Genomic DNA, 16,842 nt, shown 5'->3' on the forward strand with positions numbered 1-16,842 from the left:
ATTGGGAGCAAGCTAAAATGGGACTATACTCATTTTAGCATTCCTAAGTTCAATTACTCAGCCCACTTTGCTTATACATATATCAACACCCTGCTAAAACAGAGCCAATGATAAAAATAATAAAAACCATGATTCAAACAAATTTAATAACTTTTTGTTTAAATCATAGCCTTTTATTATTTTGCCTATATTTTAATATGTGTTGATCTATCTAATACGCAAAGTGGCATTGTAATTGGACTTTTAAAATAGTTATGCAAGTATTATTATATTTACTGCTTGTCTCGTTTTTTATATTGGGAGCAAGCTAAAATGGTACTATAAGTTATTATTTTATTTAGTTAAATATACTAGTCCACAACAATTAGGTCCTGAATGAATACATACACTAGATCCTAATGGACATTCAGTATAGTTCATATTATTTTCTTGTAAGTATTCTAAAAGAGCTGCTTTAATTTCTACATTTTTGGCATCAACTAGTAATATTGGAACATCCTCATCTAATTGTGCTTCTTCTAATTCTGAAATTATTTTTTTAATAACCTTTTTATTTCCTCTTATTTTATCTTTAACAGACATTAATCCATCTTTTATATCTAAGATTAATTTTATTCCAAATACGCTACCAACCATTCCAGCGGTTTTAGATATTCTTCCACCTCTTATAAGATATTCCAATGATTCAAAGCACATTAATGTTTTTATATTGTACTTAGCTGAATCAATCTCTTTAAATACATTTTCCAAACTATTTCCCTTATCTAAAAGTATAGATGCTTTTAGCACTAAAATCCCTAATGCTGGTGCTATATTTTGAGAATCCACCACCATTATATTATCACTTTCTAATGTATTTTTAGCTATACATGCAGATTGGTATGTTCCACTCATAGCAGAAGACATATGAATTGAAAGTATTTTATATCCATCATCTAAATATTTTTTATATGTTTCTACAAATCTACTAGGAATAACTTGACCTGTAGTAGGTAAAATATTATCTCTTTCTATTTTTTCAAAAACTTTAGATGGAGTTATTTCAACTCCATCTAAATAACTTTCTTCTTTAAAATTTATTAAAACTGGTAAAACTTCTATATCATACTTTTCATATATTTCTTTTGGTAAATCAGCAGTACTATCTGTGATAATTTTTATCTTCTCCATTTGCCTCATTCCCTTCTCCTATTTCATGTTTGGAAATCCAAATTGTCTTAAAGCTTCATACGCAACTATTGACACAGTATTAGATAAGTTTAAACTTCTAGTACTTGATTGAATCATTGGTATTCTCATACCAGTAATTACTTCATGGATTTCTTCTGGTACACCACTTGATTCCCTTCCAAACATTATAAAATCACCCTTTTGAAATGAAATTTCATTGTAATAATCTCCAGCATGAGTGCTTGATAAAAATATTCTTTCATTCTTGTATTTTTCCATAAATGCTTCATAGCTTTCATGAATTTCTAGGTTTAAATATTTCCAATAATCTAATCCTGCTCTTCTTACATGCTTTTCATCTATATCAAATCCTAACGGTTTTATTAAATGTAGCTTACTATCTGTAAGTACACAGGTTCTTGCTATATTCCCAGTATTTTGCGGAATTTCTGGTTGATATAATACTATATTTAAATTCAAAAGATCACCTTCTCTAATTACTTACTGTTGTTACCATCAGTATAATTAAAAAGTATACTATATGGTTTATTAACTGTCTAGTCGTAGCTTACTTAAGTTAAATTAAAATGAAAGTTACTAAAAATAGTTTACATAACAAAAATAAAAGGTACTAAAAGTACCTTTTATTTTTTCACTATTGAGCTACTGGTGGAGCTACTGAATCTTGTGATACAGGCGGTGTTACTGGTGGATTTGCAGGTGGAACAACACCTGGAGTTTGTTCTGTAGCTGCTGGTGGGACTAACGGTTGTGTTCCTTTTTTAACAACTATATCAACAGCTGTATAATAATCATTTGATATTAACTCTTTATTTGTTTGAACACCATTTTCATATGTTAATTGATAAGAATTAGTTTTATAACCTGTCATTCCACCACTTTCTGTAACCTCTTGTCCTTCTGGCAAAGTTGCATCTTCTACTACTTTTACAGTCGGTTCTATGGTCTGAATTATTTCATTTTCCATATCATAAGTTTTGCCTCCCAATGCAGAAACATCACCATATATATTATAAGTCATAACTTTATTGTATGTACTTCCTTGTATATAAATTGGAGAATCATAAGTATTTTTAAACTTGTAATCTATATCCCCATAAGAAACAGTTGCATCTAGTCCAGGTTTTGCATAACCTACAGACATGGAATGATTTCTTCTTTCTACCGCTCTTATATTAGCATGCATTACCGCTCTATAAAGCGCTGTTGATACTTGGCATATGCCTCCACCTATTCCTGGCTCTACCTTATTACCAACATAAGTTGCTGCTTCTTTATACCCTCTTTCCACTGTTCTAGGACCAACAACTTCATTGAAACTAAATACATCTCCTGGCATTAAAATCACTCCATTTATGGCTTTAGTTGCAAGATCTATATTAGCACTTCTTCCTTCAGATGACGTACCATAATTTGAAGAATATGAACCAATAATTCCATTTATTTTTGATAAATCCTTACTTGTAATTTTAGGTTGTACCGTTTCTAAATCCATTGAAACTACAATTTCTTCATTTATATGTCCTGTTATAATTTCTTTTAATTTTTTATCAAATTCATCCATATTTATACTTTTACCAACAACTTCGTCTACAATACTGAACCCGTTCCCATTAATTGAAAGAGTTGCATCTTTAGGCTCATCTTCAACTTTACTTTTCACCATTTCTTCATAAGCTTTTAATTTCTCTTCATCATATGATAAATTTAAATCAATTTCATGCTTATCTTTCCCCTTATTCTTTATGTAAGAATATTTTTTTAATACCGAATCATTTTTTCCAAAATTCATAGCATCATTTATCACATTATCAATATCATAAACTGGAGATATGTCCGAATATAAAAGCTCAAATTCTGACTCACCTATTTTTATAGATACTTTTTTATCTCCTATTTTTCCTTGAAGCTCTTGAATTAATTTTTCTCTTGCTTCTTCTTTTGTCATTCCTCCAATGTTCACATCTTGCACTGCAACACCTAAATATATCTTATTATTCCATTCTTCCACTATTTTATTAATAGATAAAAAATATCCAGTAAATAATGCCGAAATAATTACTATAAATGCACATATTCCTATTATTATTCTCTTTTTCTTTTTATTACTTGATATTTTTCTAAGGACTTTCCCCCTTTTTCCATTCTCTCCGTTCACATTTATTCCCCTTTCAATAAATATACTGAATTAACAGTTTAACACTATTAACATTTTTATAAAAAATTACATGTTCTAAACATAATTGCAAGTTTTATTATATCACATTATTTCTTATATTTAATAAGAATATTATCGTATAATTTACATAAAAATAAAGGTATCTTTTCATAAAATTAAGATACCTTTATCTTATATTTTATTTATAATTTAACTTTAGCTCTAGTTTTAGATGTTTCGCCATCATAATCAAATGCTTCAATTGTGATATTTATAGGATTCCCTTTAGGAATTTCTAGTTTATTTTTATCTATAACATATTTGGTTGCATTCTCATCTACAGTTGCTATCCAATAATTATTTACAAATATATTATATCCTAGCAAATCTATATCGGGTACCCTATTCCATGAAAGATATATATTATTTCCATTCATGCTGGCTTTAAATCCAGTCACATCATAAGGTTGAGTTAATAACCTTATATTATCAGGTCCCCAATTAGCATCTACTGGATTTCCTACTCCCATTACCTTTTGATCTTCGCTAAATTGCCAAATTCTCCATCTAGTCCATCCTCCAATATCAGGTGGATAAGGCGGATTAATTGGAACTTTTGTGTACATAGCGATCCATAATGGCATGTTTTTCAAAGGATATCCCTTTCCTTTTACATAAAAATTATCATATAATTCTATGAAAAACAATCCCGTATAAAGCATAAGTCTTCTTCTAGTTTTTCTTTCAAATCTCACCCTAAATCTATCTATCCATTCCACTAGAGTCTTAGTTGGTATAGATTTATCTATAGGTACTTCAATATCTAATACTGGAAATAAATCTCCATAATCTTTATTTCCAAAACCTTGTTGTAATAAATTTATAAAATCATCACATTGTCTATCAGCATCTGTTAAGTCATATGACGGAACTCCAAAATGATATGCCCCTACAGGAATCCCATAGTTTCTGCTTTCTTTTGCAAATTGAATGAATTTTTTATCTACTCTAAACCTACCTGTACCTGAGCCAGATGATCTTAAGTATAGAAAATCTATTTTAGTTGCTAAAATAGAAAATTGAGCATCTTGAGTATACTCATTAATATCTATTCCAAAAAGACTCTTATCATTTTTATTTTGCATACTTCCTCCTAAAAAAAGTAGTCTTATTATAAAATATTAAAGTTACTCAAAAAAAGTACCAATAAAATATAATTATATTTTTACTATAAATTTTCCATTTTTAAATTAACATAAAAACTTATATTATCATCAATACATTCAGCCCATATTTTACCTTCATGTAAATTAATTATATTCTTAGAAATAGCAAGTCCTAATCCTGATCCTCCTGTGGTAGTATTTCTTGATTCATCAACTCTATAAAACCTATCAAACACCTTGTCTAATTTCTCTTTAGATATATATTCTCCTTTATTTCTACATACAAAAGTTATATAATCATCTTTTTGATAAAGACCTATTATTATTTCACCAGGTTTAATTGAATACTTTACAGCATTCATTATTAAGTTTTCAAATACTCTAAGCATTTTTACTATATCTATAAAAACATATGCTTTATCAATATCAAATTTTTTATTTATATTTATTGAATTTTCATATACTATAGGTATCATTTCTTCTATCAATTGTGATAAAAGTTCACATAAATTAACTTTTTCTTTATTTAGTTTCATTCCATTATTGTTAAGTTTTGTGTATTCAAATAAATCTTCGATTAATATATTTAATTTTTGTGCCTTATTATAGGCTATATTTAAATATTCGTTCATTTCTTCTTTATTTTTATATCTATCTTCTTTTACAAGTCCTATATAACCCATAATAGAAGTTAGAGGCGTTCTTAAATCATGAGATACATTTGTAATCAAATCAGTTTTTGTTTTTTCTGCATCCCTTTCAGCTTGTATTTTTTCCCCAATCTCTTTAGCCATATTATTTATGTTGTTAGCTATCTTCCGAATTTCATCTCTTCCTTTTTCTTCAATCCTATAATTTAAATTCCCATTTGCTATTATTTTTAAACCAGATGCAATTTCATCTAAATACTTCATCTTATTATTTGTAATTATTACAAATGAAATTATAAAAATTATAAATGTAAGCGACAAAGCTAATGATGAATTAGACATTTCCACCGTATTATATACTATTTCTGCCTTTGGTATTTTAGAGTATATTAAATACAATCTAGTACTATCCATTTTTAATGGCATAATATGAACTCTTTCCCTTGCTGCATTACTAGTATCATTCTCATTAGAAATAATATCTCTAAATACACTATATATGTCTATGGTTTCTTCATAAACATTTGAGGTTTTGAAAATAACTTTTCCTTCAGTATTTGTAATATATATCTTACTATTATTATACATAGGAGAATTTAATATTTTTTCTATATCTTTAGAATCATCTATCTTTAAATGTTCCGTTCTCTCTAATTCCTTTAATAACATATTAGCTTCTTTTTCTGTAGATTCATAATCATAAAATACTTCTGGATTTCTATATTCTTTTTTTAACAATACATCTGTAAAATTATAAAATGTAAAAGATAACAAAAAGCATACTCCAATTACTAACATTAATTCAAATCTAATGCTTCTCTCAATATTTATTTTTAATCTTAAACATGTACTTCGAAAAAACTTGTAAAAATTTAAAGTAATTAATTTTTCATTATATTTTTTATAAAGATTTTTTAACTTTTCTTTATTTTTCAATTTTATACCCAACTCCCCATACGGTCTTTATAAATTTAGGGTTTCTTGGATCACTTTCTATTTTTTCTCTTATTTTTCTTATATGTACCATTACAGTATTATCTGAAGACATAAATTCTTGGTTCCAAACACTTTCATATATATTTTCTATTGAAAAAACTTTTCCTCTATACACTTTCATATATATTTTCTATTGAAAAAACTTTTCCTCTATTCTTAGCAAGTAACAATAATATATCAAATTCAGTAGGTGTTAATTTTACTAAATTGTTATTTAATATTACTTCATGTGTTTCTAAGTTTATTATTAATTCATCAATTTCTATTACACTTTCTTCTAACTCTCCATCATCAGAATGCTTTGTATTAAATTTGCAAAATCTTCTTAATTGTGATTTTACTCTAGCAACAAGTTCTAATGGATTAAATGGCTTTGTTAAATAATCATCAGCCCCCATATTAAGTCCTAATATTTTATCTATATCTTCACTTTTAGCTGATAACATTATTATTGGCATTTCTCTTTCTTCTCTTATCTTTAAGCATGTATCTATACCATTCAGTTTAGGCATCATAACATCTAATATTACTAAATCTATATCTTTATCCCTAATTACATCTAATGCCTCTTCACCATTACATGCTTTTATAGTAATATAACCTTCACTTTTTAAATATATTTCAACTAAATCTCTAATTTCTTTTTCATCATCAACGATTAAAATAGTTTTATTTTCTAGCATGTCCATTCCCCTTTTCTCACTTTAAATAAACATAATATTCCTTAACTATATTTTAACTTAAACTTCTAAAAAAAACCTCCGTAAACTTCTTAAGATTTTCTAAACTTAACTCATTCTTTTAATTATCGGTTATATATTAAATTAACTACACTAAAAACAGCTAAGCAACTTTGGATCTGTTTTAATAATATATTTTATCAAAGACAAAATAAATAGAGACAAGCATTTATACAGACGCTTATCTCTATGTTATATGATTATTATTTTATAATGGTTAAAATTTAGTTAAAGTTTTTATATCCAACTAAGTGTAGTTTATCTAATAACCTTCATTGACTCATCAATTATCATGTCTATAAGTTCTGGGAATGATATATTAAGTCCTGCTGCACTCTTAGGAATTAAACTATTAGGAGTCATTCCTGGCAAAGTATTAACTTCTAAAATATATGGAACTTTATCTTCAGTTACTATCATATCAACTCTTGAATAAACCTCACATTTTAATGCCTTATATGTTGCTAAAGCCATTTCTTCTACTTCTTCATGTAATTCTTTTGGAAGTTCTGTTACAAATTCATCTGATCCCCCATCTGCATATTTTGCAGTGAAATCAAAAAATTCAGCTTTTGGCTTTATTGCTACAACTGGTAACATCTTATCACCAAATACAGGGCAAGTTATTTCATCACCTTTTATAAATTTTTCTATAATAACTTCGCTGTCCCATTTAAAAGCTTCTGTCACGGCACTTTCTATATCTTTTTCTTCTTTTATTATAAATGTAGCAACACTTGATCCTCCATGGGTTGGTTTTACTACTACTGGATATCCCATTTTTTCTATTTCTTCATAATTTATTTGGTCATTTCTTCTTAAATTTATCCAAGGTGCTGTTCTTATGTTATCAGCTTTTAATATACATTTACTTATATCCTTATCCATGCACATAGAGCTACTTAATGGACCGCATCCTGAATATGGTATTCCAAGTGTTTGAAGAACTGATTGAACTGTTCCATCTTCTCCAAATTGACCATGTAATGCTAAAAGTGCAAAATCAATACCTTTAACTTTATTTATTATATCTTCTTTTTCATCAATAACTATAGAAATCACTTCATATTTATCTTTGTTTATACTATCAACTATTGATTTACCACTTTTTAAAGATATTTCTCTTTCTGATGAAATACCACCCATTATTACTCCAACTTTCATAAGTTACCTCCAATATCTTAGTTCAATAATTATTTTATATTAATCATATTCTATTAATTTTAATATATCTTATAATTATATATTAATAAATTTTTTGCCAAAATTAAAGAACCACTAATAATAACCTTTAAATTACTAGTGGTTCTAAATATGTTTTATTTAATTACTCAGTCCACCTTACTTATGCATACATAAAAACTTTGCTAAAACAGAGATTATTTAATATTATCATATTTACATATATTATTTAATGGACATTCCTTGCATTTAGGATTCCTAGATGTGCAACATCTTCTTCCATGAAATATTAGCAAATGATGAGTTAAAGACCACTCACTTTTAGGTAACTCTTTTTGTAACTGCATTTCAACTTCTAATACATTTTCAGAACTTGCAAGCCCTAATCTATTTGACACTCTAAAAACATGCGTATCTACAGCTATTGACGGCACTTTAAAAGCATTTGATAAAACTACATTTGCAGTCTTTCTACCTGCTCCTGCAAGCGAAGTTATCCCTTCCATGGTTCTTGGAACTTCCCCATTAAAATTTTCTTTTAATTGTCTAAACATAAGTATTAAATTTTTAGACTTGTTACGATATAACCCTATTTGTCTTATTCTTTGCTCCAACTCTTCATTTGTTATATTTAAAAAAGAGTCTAAGTCAGGATAATCTTTAAATAAAGTTTGTGTAACTTCATTAACCTTTTTATCAGTAGTTTGTGCTGATAAAATTGTAGCTACTAACAACTGAAAAGGTGTTTCATAATTTAATTCACATTTAGCATCTGGGTAAGTTTCTTTTAGAATATCTAAAATCTTTTGTGTCCTTACTTTCATATTATTTATAATCTCCTCTTATTTATAAACTCCCCTGTATTCTTCAGGTAATAAGTTTGCTATACTCTTCATTAATATATGGAGACATCTATCATCATATTCATGTTTATCTTCATTTTCATTTTTCTTTGGAAGTTCTATTTTTTGTCCTATATTTATATTAACATCTGCATTTCGCCAGTTTTCTCCACCCATGTCACCACTTTCACTTATTGGAAGAAGCTTTTCTGTTCCACACATCCCAATAGGAATTATTTCTGCTTTTGACATTCTTGCCATTAATAATATTCCTTTTTTACCTTCAATCATAGCACCAGTTCTACTTCTAGTTCCTTCTGGAAAAATTAAAATATCATTCCCAGCTCTAAGAGTCTTAACAATTCTTGTTATAGCATCTTTGTCTGGTGAATTAGGCTTTATAGGAATATTTTTTATAACCTTTGTTCCTATTCTAGTTATAAGATCATCACTTAACTTAGCACCTGCAATAAAATATGGATCACTTTTTTGTCTTAATATTCGATCTAACACTAATCCATCTGCATTACTTAAATGATTACATATAAAAATTCTAGGTTTTTTAACTTTATCTATATTTTCAATTCCTTTTAAGGTTATGTTTGCATATTTTTTTATATAATTCGCAATTTTCATTTTACCAAAATTCACAAGAAAACTTTCTGGTAACATTTCTAATATTTTTACTATAGTTGGTGATAGCATATTTCTCACTCCCGCTCTAATCTCTATATCTCTTTATATAATAATTATATTCTAGTTTTTTGGAAAAGTCTATTTATATACTCATTTAAATATGGTGATTCAAACTTTTGATTTTGGTTTAAATTATTATTTTTTAAATACATTTTACTTCTGATCAAGGCATTTCTTTTTAAGATATTTTTTCCTCTCCATCCACAAGATGTATTCTTAAAACTCTCTTTAAACTGTCGATTTTCCATATTAATAATAAACCCCTCATTATCCTTAACCATAAAATCAAATGGTAAAAATTCAGGTATTCTAGACAATTCTTTTTCTATATTATAAGGACATACCAATTGACATGTATCACAACCAAACATTCTTCCTTGTAATTTTTCTATTTCCCAATCAGCTAAATCTTTTTTTTGAGTAATATAAGATAAACATATGTTACAATTTTTTTTGTTAGAATTAATGGCTTTCGTTGGACATGCTGCGTAGCACTCTTCACATTTACCACATTCTTTAAATAAATTCATCTCTTCAAATGTACCTTTATCCTCATCATAAATTTCTAAATCAGTTATTATCTCACCTAAAAAAATATATGACCCATATTTCTTATTTATAAGTAAATTATTTTTCCCAACAAATCCAACTCCACCCAAATAAGCTATATATCTTTCAGGTAACGAATTGCTATCAACAAAACTTTTAGCAATGCCCCCATTAGATTCTATTATTTCACAAATAATTTTTAAGTATTTATTTACTACATAGTGATAATCCTTCCCCTTTGTGTATACAGAAAAACCATTATTATTATTTGACTCAGAAGTCAAATAAGGGAAAGCTATAGAAATTATAGTTTTCCCCTCTTCTAAATATTGAATTGGATTTATTCTTTTATCTATATCATCCTCTTCAAATTCATTTTGTAAATTTAAGTCTTTTCTATTTTTATAAAAGTTCTTTAGTTCATCAAATTTCCTACACTTTATAAAACCTATTGAATCTATACCTAAAGAAGAACAGGTTTTAATTATTTGATCTTTTACTCCCATCGTATATTCCTCTAAATTATCATTTCGTTATAAATTTTTTTCTTTCTTCCTTTTAAATCTTCTATTTCAATTATAGAAGCCTTAGTTCTAATAATATTTCTAGCAGAAACTCCTACTGTTGTTGCCCCCTGTGGAACATCATGCAATACAACGGCATTAGAACCTATTTTAGCATTGTCTCCAATATTAATTGGACCCAAAACTTTTGCTCCTGCCCCTATAAGAACATTATTTCCTACTGTTGGATGTCTCTTACCTTTATCTTTACCAGTTCCACCAAGAGTTACTCCATGATATAAAATAACATCATTACCAATTTCAGCAGTTTCTCCAATTACAACTCCCATTCCATGATCTATAAATAGCCCTTTTCCTATAGTTGCGCCTGGGTGAATTTCTATTCCAGTAAGAAATCGTGCTAATTGAGAAATAAATCTAGCTAAAAAGAAAAACTTGTGCTTATATAAAAAATGTGAAACTCTATAAGATATAAGAGCATGAATACATGGATATAAAAGTAATACTTCTACCTTACTTTTAGCAGCCGGATCATTTATTAAAACCCTTTCCAAATCATAATTTAAATTTTTAAACACAATTCCATTCTCCTTCTTCAATAAAATTCAATAGAATTTAAATTTAGTTTATATTCTAATATAGTTTTGATATATGCAATAGGTAAAACTCAATTACTCAGTCCAGCTTTTCTTATGCATATATCAAAAGATAATCTAAATTAATCGTATATACCCATTGATATATATTTTTCTCCTCCATCTGGTGCAATGGCTAATACTTTCTTTCCTTTTCCTAGTTTTTGAGCTATTTCAATAGCTCCGTATATAGCAGCTCCAGCTGATATTCCTACTAAAACACCTTCTGTTTGTGCAACATTCTTAGCAACTTTTAACGCATCCTCATCTTTTACTTTTAAGATTTCATCTATATATTTTTCATCATATATTCCAGGTATAAATCCTGCTCCTATACCCTGTATTTTGTGAGCTCCTGGTTTTCCTCCACTTAATACTGGTGATGAAAATGGCTCTACTGCCACTGCTTTGATTTGCGGATTTTTAGTTTTTAAGCTTTTTGATATTCCAACTAATGTTCCACCAGTTCCAACACCAGCAACAATTGCATCTAAATCCGGTATATCTTTATGAATTTCTTCTGCTGTTGTTTCATAGTGTTTTTCTGGATTAGCTATATTCTCAAATTGTTGAGGAATAAAATACTCATCTCCAACACCAATTTCTAGTGCTTTTTCAATAGCACCTTTCATACCTTTACTTCCATCTGTTAATATTAATTCTGCCCCATATGCCTTAATTAAATCTCTTCTTTCCTTACTCATTGTTTCAGGCATAACTATTATAACTTTATATCCCTTTAATTTTCCTATTAAAGCAAGTGCTATACCTGTATTTCCGCTTGTAGGTTCAACTATTGTTGAGCCTTTTTTTAATAGTCCTTCCTTTTCAGCTTTTTCTATCATACCAAGTGCTGCTCTATCTTTAACACTTCCACCTGGATTAAATTTTTCTAGTTTAACATAAACCTCTGCCATATTATCATCATTAACTAAATTGTTTAATTTTAAAATTGGTGTTTTTCCTATTAATTCTAGTATTCCATTATAAATCATCTTTTTTCCTCCTTAATACTTATCTTTTAAAATTTATATACTTCTTAAAAAACGTGCTATGCCACACTTTGTTAGTTAAATTAGTGAAAAAATAAGAGTTATGAGTTATTGGTTGAAAGTACTTAGCTCTCCATTTTATCCTCTCAATTCTTAACTAATATTTTATTATAACCTTTAAGTTTGATTTTTAATATTTACAAATATTTTATATAAAATAAAAAAACTTCGTCTTCTATAAAAATATAGAGACGAAGTTGTATCCGCGGTTCCACTCTAATTGAATTAAATTAAAAATTTAATTCCTCTTCAAATTTAGCACAAATTTATGCATTATCACTATAACGGGTGATCCCGAAAAATCTTACTATAAACATTTAAATGCTTAATTCAGATTTCAACTCCAAAGTGCACTTCACATAAATTCTTGATAAAAAAATTTCAGCTAATTCTTTTCTCTCTGTAAACTTTCCTTTATGCTACTTTACTTTTTCACAGTTTTTAATTCTGAGTAAATTGATATGCTTTTATAATTTCATTATATGTTATTTCAAAAAAAAGTCAATATAATTTTTGAAATTTATTTAATTTTTCTTTTTCCAGAAAGGAAATAAAAATTCATCTATCAAATCATGTATTATTACTATTCCCACCAGTCTATCTTCATCATCAACTACTGGTACAGTAACTAAATCATATTTAGCTGCTACTTCTATTGCTTCATTTATTTCATCATCATGTTTTACACGAGAAACAGTTTCATCCATTATATCTTTTATTTTTTTACTGCTATCATTTATTATTAAATCTCTTAAAGAAATCATTCCTTCAATCTTGTCTTCTTCATTTGTTATATATATATAATACATAACTTCTTCATCAGGCTGCATTTCTTTAAGTATATCTAATGCATCAGAAATTGTTATATCTAAGTTTAATGATATAAATTCTTTACTCATAATACTACCAACAGTTTCATCTTCATATTCTAGTAATTCTTTAACTTCTTTTGCATCTTCTTTTTCTAAATTTATTAATATTTTTTCTCTTTCTTCTTCATCTAAATCATCTAATAAATCAGCAATTTCATCATTAGCCATATTTTCTAACAACTCAGCAGCTTTAGTTTCTGATAAATCCTTAATTATACTCCCCTTATATTCAGGGTCTATTTCTTCTAATGTATCTGCTGCTAAATCCTCATCTAATGATTCAAATATTTGCTTTCTCGATCTTGCATCTAAATCTTCTAATATATCTGCAAGGTCAGCTGGATGAAGTGTAGATAATTTTTGATATGGTAATACTAATTTTAAATTATTATCAACCATTTCCAATGATTCAACATCTTCCCACATTAAAACTTTATCTTCATAATCTTTACCTAAGACTTTATATACACATTTAGCAAGTCCTGCAATATTCAATCTTCTATATCTTGCTAGAGGTCCTGTTTCAACTGCCACAACTCTATATTCTCCTGCTATTTCAGCAATTCTCAAATCATTAACTCGTACTACTTGTTTGCCATTTATATCTACTATTTTTTTATCCAACAAATTTTTTGAAAGAAGATAAGTATAAGTCATTGGAAGTATTTCTTTGCTTCCTCTTGTTTTTATTTTTACATTTCCATTATCATCTAAAAATTCTATATATCTAAATTCATAATGAAATGTGATGCCATCTTTCCTAAGTTTATAGCCTATAACTCTTGGATATCCCTCTTCAGTTGTTACATAAACATCTCTTAGCTCTCCAAGAACGTCCCCAAATTCATCGTAAATATTTTTAGATAAAATATTTGTATATAAAAATACTGATAATTTCTTCATGAAAGATTCCTCCTCTATGTTTTCAGGAAGAACTTTCATTACATTTAAATAGATGAATAGCTCTTCCTAAATATATTAAGTTGTAATTTAAAATCATTAATAATCTGAGGTCCAGCCTCCATCTTTTACACCACCTTATAATCTATAATCTAATTTTTAAACTAAATTTACAAATAGTCCTATTATTATAATTAATGTACACCTAATAAATAAGCATGCTCATTTATCTCATACTACTGCAATTAAGAAATTTTTAAACTACTAATTTATGAGATAAATATAAAAATTTAAATTACGTCATCATCTTTGTTTATTTCTACTAATTATTATATTACATAGACGCAAAAAGGCAACAAATTTTTTCTGCCAAAGCCCCTTGTATTATAATGTTACTGTTATTTTGAAATGTATAGTTATTATTTATTTAAAACTTGCGACTATTTTACTAAAATAATAATTATTGTTATTTGTAAAGTAATCTTGCGTATGTTAATATAAACTGAGTTATTATTCATAGGTTAAATGTGTCTTAACCCTTGATAAATGCTTGTTAAATGCTATATACCTTAGTAATATAAATTTAAATTAATATATGAATTGGAGTTAATTAATATATGAAACTTTGTAAAGAATTTTTACCTATATGTAAAGAAGATTTAATAAAAAGAAATATTGATCAATTAGATTTTATAATTGTAACTGGAGATGCCTATGTTGATCATCCATCTTTTGGTACTGCTATAATTGGAAGAACCCTTGAATCAGAAGGATTTACCGTTGGAATTATTGCACAACCTAACTGGAATGATTGTGAAGATTTTAAAAAATTAGGGCGTCCTAAATATGGATTTTTAGTTAATTCAGGTAATATAGATTCTATGGTTAACCATTATACTGCTGCCAAAAGACATAGAAGCGAAGATTTATATTCTCCAGGTGGTAAATCAGGACATAGACCTGATAGAGCTGTAATTGTTTATTGCAATAGAATAAGAGAAGCTTTTAAAGATGTAGCAATTGCAATTGGTGGAATAGAAGCAAGTCTTAGAAGATTTGCTCATTATGATTATTGGGATAATAAAATAAGAAGAAGTGTCCTTCTAGATTCTAAAGCAGATTTATTGATGTATGGTATGGGTGAAAAAACAGTAGTTCAAATTGCGGACTTATTAAGATATGGTGCAAATATAAAGAATATCACTAACGTTAGAGGTACATGTTACTTAACTAATGATATATCACATATTGAAAATCCAGTTATCGTTCCATCATATGAAGAAGTGGTAAATGATAAAAATGCTTATTCAGAAGCTTATAAATTAGAATATTATGAACAAGATTCAATTATTGGTAAAACAGTAATACAAAAATATGGTGATAGATATCTAGTTCAAAATCCACCTCAAGAAAACTTAACCCAAGATGAAATGGATATTACATATAATTTACCTTATACAAGAACTTATCATCCAATATATGAATCTGAAGGTGGAATACCTGCAATTCAAGAAGTTAAATTCTCAATTACAAGTCATAGAGGATGTTTTGGTTCATGCTCATTTTGTGCATTAACATTCCATCAAGGAAGAGTAATTCAAAATAGAAGCCAAAATTCTATAATTGATGAAGCAACATTATTAACTACTCTCCCTGATTTTAAAGGATACATTCATGATATTGGTGGTCCAACTGCTGATTTCAGACATAGAGCTTGTAAAAAACAAGAAGTACATGGAACATGTAAGACTAAGCAGTGTATGTTTCCAGCACCTTGTAAAAATTTAAAGATTGATCATACTGAATATCTTTCTTTATTAAAAAAAGTTAGAAAATTACCTGGTATAAAAAAAGTGTTTATTCGTTCAGGTATAAGATATGATTATTTAATTCATGATAAAAATGACTCTTTCTTCAAAGAATTATGTGAACATCATATAAGCGGTCAATTAAAAGTAGCCCCAGAACATGTTGTTCCAAAAGTATTAAATCAAATGGGAAAACCAACAAGAGAAGTATATGATAGATTTGTAGATAAATACTTTAATATAAATAAAAAATTAAATAAGAAACAATTCCTTGTACCTTATTTAATGTCTTCTCATCCTGGTTCTGATTTAAATGCAGCAATAGAACTAGCACAATATGTTAAAGAAATGGGATATACTCCAGAACAAGTACAAGATTTTTACCCTACTCCTGGAAGCTTGTCAACTACTATGTACTACACTGGATTTAACCCTCTTACTGGAGAAGAAGTTTATGTTCCTAGAACTCCTGAAGAAAAAGAAATGCAAAGAGCTTTAATTCAATTTGCTGTACCTAAAAATCATAAAAAGGTAAAAAAGGCCTTAATTGCAGCACACAGAGAAGATTTAATTGGTAATGATAAAGATTGTTTGATTGGTTTTACACCAGCTAAACTTGGATATCAAGGTAAAAATAATAGAAATAAATCATCTAATAATGATGGCGAAAAGAGTTCACATACAACTAGCACTAGAACTTCTAATAAGAATAATGCAAAATCTAATTCAAGTGCTAAAAGTATAACTCAAAGTTCTAAATCTAATTCAAAAGATAAAAATGTAGAAAATAGAAAAAAATCTAAAGGTAATTTTAAACCTAAAACTTCTACTAGAAGAAAATAATTTTAACTATATAAAAAGACTAATGTTTCTGTTTGTTT

At 27.7% G+C, this 16,842-nt stretch carries 13 protein-coding genes, 1 pseudogene and 1 other annotated feature; of the genes and pseudogenes, 1 reads left to right on the top strand and 13 read right to left on the bottom strand.

What is annotated here, in order from left to right:
* Positions 1-333: 333 nt before the first annotated feature.
* The 13 genes and pseudogenes from RGC78_RS07530 to RGC78_RS07590 form a co-directional block, all read right to left on the bottom strand.
* Complete coding sequence (locus tag RGC78_RS07530; protein WP_252212095.1) at positions 334-1,170, bottom strand: DegV family protein; 837 nt, start codon at positions 1,168-1,170, stop codon at positions 334-336.
* A gap of 18 nt (positions 1,171-1,188) precedes the next feature.
* Positions 1,189-1,650, bottom strand: coding sequence for a tRNA (cytidine(34)-2'-O)-methyltransferase (locus RGC78_RS07535; RefSeq protein WP_252211940.1), 462 nt, complete (start codon positions 1,648-1,650; stop codon positions 1,189-1,191).
* 175 nt (positions 1,651-1,825) lie between these two features.
* The gene (locus RGC78_RS07540; protein ID WP_252211939.1) at positions 1,826-3,349 is read right to left on the bottom strand and encodes a VanW family protein; all 1,524 of its coding nucleotides are present in this window, start codon (positions 3,347-3,349) and stop codon (positions 1,826-1,828) included.
* Positions 3,350-3,552: 203 nt separating this feature from the next.
* Entirely contained in the window at positions 3,553-4,494 is a 942-nt protein-coding gene (locus RGC78_RS07545) for a glycoside hydrolase family 25 protein (RefSeq protein ID WP_252225552.1), read from the bottom strand.
* A gap of 83 nt (positions 4,495-4,577) precedes the next feature.
* Positions 4,578-6,101 (bottom strand): sensor histidine kinase, encoded by a 1,524-nt coding sequence (locus RGC78_RS07550; protein WP_252225553.1) that lies wholly within the window; start codon positions 6,099-6,101, stop codon positions 4,578-4,580.
* A pseudogene (locus tag RGC78_RS07555) lies at positions 6,091-6,844 on the bottom strand (response regulator). Before RGC78_RS07555 ends, RGC78_RS07550 begins: the two are co-directional and overlap by 11 nt.
* Positions 6,845-7,159: 315 nt before the next feature.
* Positions 7,160-8,065 carry a D-alanine--D-alanine ligase gene (locus RGC78_RS07560; protein WP_252211933.1) on the bottom strand — a complete coding sequence of 302 codons (906 nt, stop codon included), beginning with the start codon at positions 8,063-8,065 and terminating at the stop codon, positions 7,160-7,162.
* 215 nt (positions 8,066-8,280) lie between these two features.
* A complete protein-coding gene (gene nth / locus RGC78_RS07565) occupies positions 8,281-8,907 on the bottom strand; it encodes an endonuclease III (protein WP_252211932.1) in 627 nt (208 codons plus the stop codon).
* Between the two features lie 18 nt (positions 8,908-8,925).
* Positions 8,926-9,630, bottom strand: coding sequence for a lysophospholipid acyltransferase family protein (locus tag RGC78_RS07570; RefSeq protein WP_252211931.1), 705 nt, complete (start codon positions 9,628-9,630; stop codon positions 8,926-8,928).
* Between the two features lie 44 nt (positions 9,631-9,674).
* Positions 9,675-10,676: a tRNA epoxyqueuosine(34) reductase QueG gene (gene queG, locus RGC78_RS07575; RefSeq protein ID WP_309556337.1), complete on the bottom strand. Its 1,002-nt coding sequence runs from the start codon at positions 10,674-10,676 to the stop codon at positions 9,675-9,677.
* An 11-nt stretch (positions 10,677-10,687) separates the two neighbouring features.
* Positions 10,688-11,272 carry a serine O-acetyltransferase EpsC gene (gene epsC / locus RGC78_RS07580; protein WP_252211928.1) on the bottom strand — a complete coding sequence of 195 codons (585 nt, stop codon included), beginning with the start codon at positions 11,270-11,272 and terminating at the stop codon, positions 10,688-10,690.
* Between the two features lie 140 nt (positions 11,273-11,412).
* Complete coding sequence (gene cysK, locus RGC78_RS07585; protein WP_252227140.1) at positions 11,413-12,324, bottom strand: cysteine synthase A; 912 nt, start codon at positions 12,322-12,324, stop codon at positions 11,413-11,415.
* Between the two features lie 241 nt (positions 12,325-12,565).
* Positions 12,566-12,826, bottom strand: a binding site (T-box leader).
* A 79-nt stretch (positions 12,827-12,905) separates the two neighbouring features.
* Entirely contained in the window at positions 12,906-14,156 is a 1,251-nt protein-coding gene (locus RGC78_RS07590; protein ID WP_309556339.1) for a magnesium transporter MgtE N-terminal domain-containing protein, read from the bottom strand.
* Between the two features lie 614 nt (positions 14,157-14,770).
* Here RGC78_RS07590 and RGC78_RS07595 point away from each other — a divergent pair.
* Positions 14,771-16,804: a YgiQ family radical SAM protein gene (locus RGC78_RS07595; RefSeq protein ID WP_309556341.1), complete on the top strand. Its 2,034-nt coding sequence runs from the start codon at positions 14,771-14,773 to the stop codon at positions 16,802-16,804.
* Positions 16,805-16,842: the final 38 nt, after the last annotated feature.

Origin of the sequence: Clostridium aquiflavi (genome assembly GCF_031344075.1) — a bacterium.
GTDB classification, from domain to species: Bacteria; Bacillota; Clostridia; order Clostridiales; family Clostridiaceae; genus Clostridium; species Clostridium aquiflavi.

Coding starts and splice junctions, on each gene's coding strand:
- RGC78_RS07530 (WP_252212095.1), bottom strand. CDS start 1,170: ATGGAGAAGATAAAAATTATCACAGATAGTACTGCTGATTTACCAAAA.
- RGC78_RS07545 (WP_252225552.1), bottom strand. CDS start 4,494: ATGCAAAATAAAAATGATAAGAGTCTTTTTGGAATAGATATTAATGAG.
- RGC78_RS07560 (WP_252211933.1), bottom strand. CDS start 8,065: ATGAAAGTTGGAGTAATAATGGGTGGTATTTCATCAGAAAGAGAAATA.
- nth (WP_252211932.1), bottom strand. CDS start 8,907: ATGAAAGTAAGGACACAAAAGATTTTAGATATTCTAAAAGAAACTTAC.
- RGC78_RS07570 (WP_252211931.1), bottom strand. CDS start 9,630: ATGCTATCACCAACTATAGTAAAAATATTAGAAATGTTACCAGAAAGT.
- queG (WP_309556337.1), bottom strand. CDS start 10,676: ATGGGAGTAAAAGATCAAATAATTAAAACCTGTTCTTCTTTAGGTATA.
- cysK (WP_252227140.1), bottom strand. CDS start 12,324: ATGATTTATAATGGAATACTAGAATTAATAGGAAAAACACCAATTTTA.
- RGC78_RS07590 (WP_309556339.1), bottom strand. CDS start 14,156: ATGAAGAAATTATCAGTATTTTTATATACAAATATTTTATCTAAAAAT.
- RGC78_RS07595 (WP_309556341.1), top strand. CDS start 14,771: ATGAAACTTTGTAAAGAATTTTTACCTATATGTAAAGAAGATTTAATA.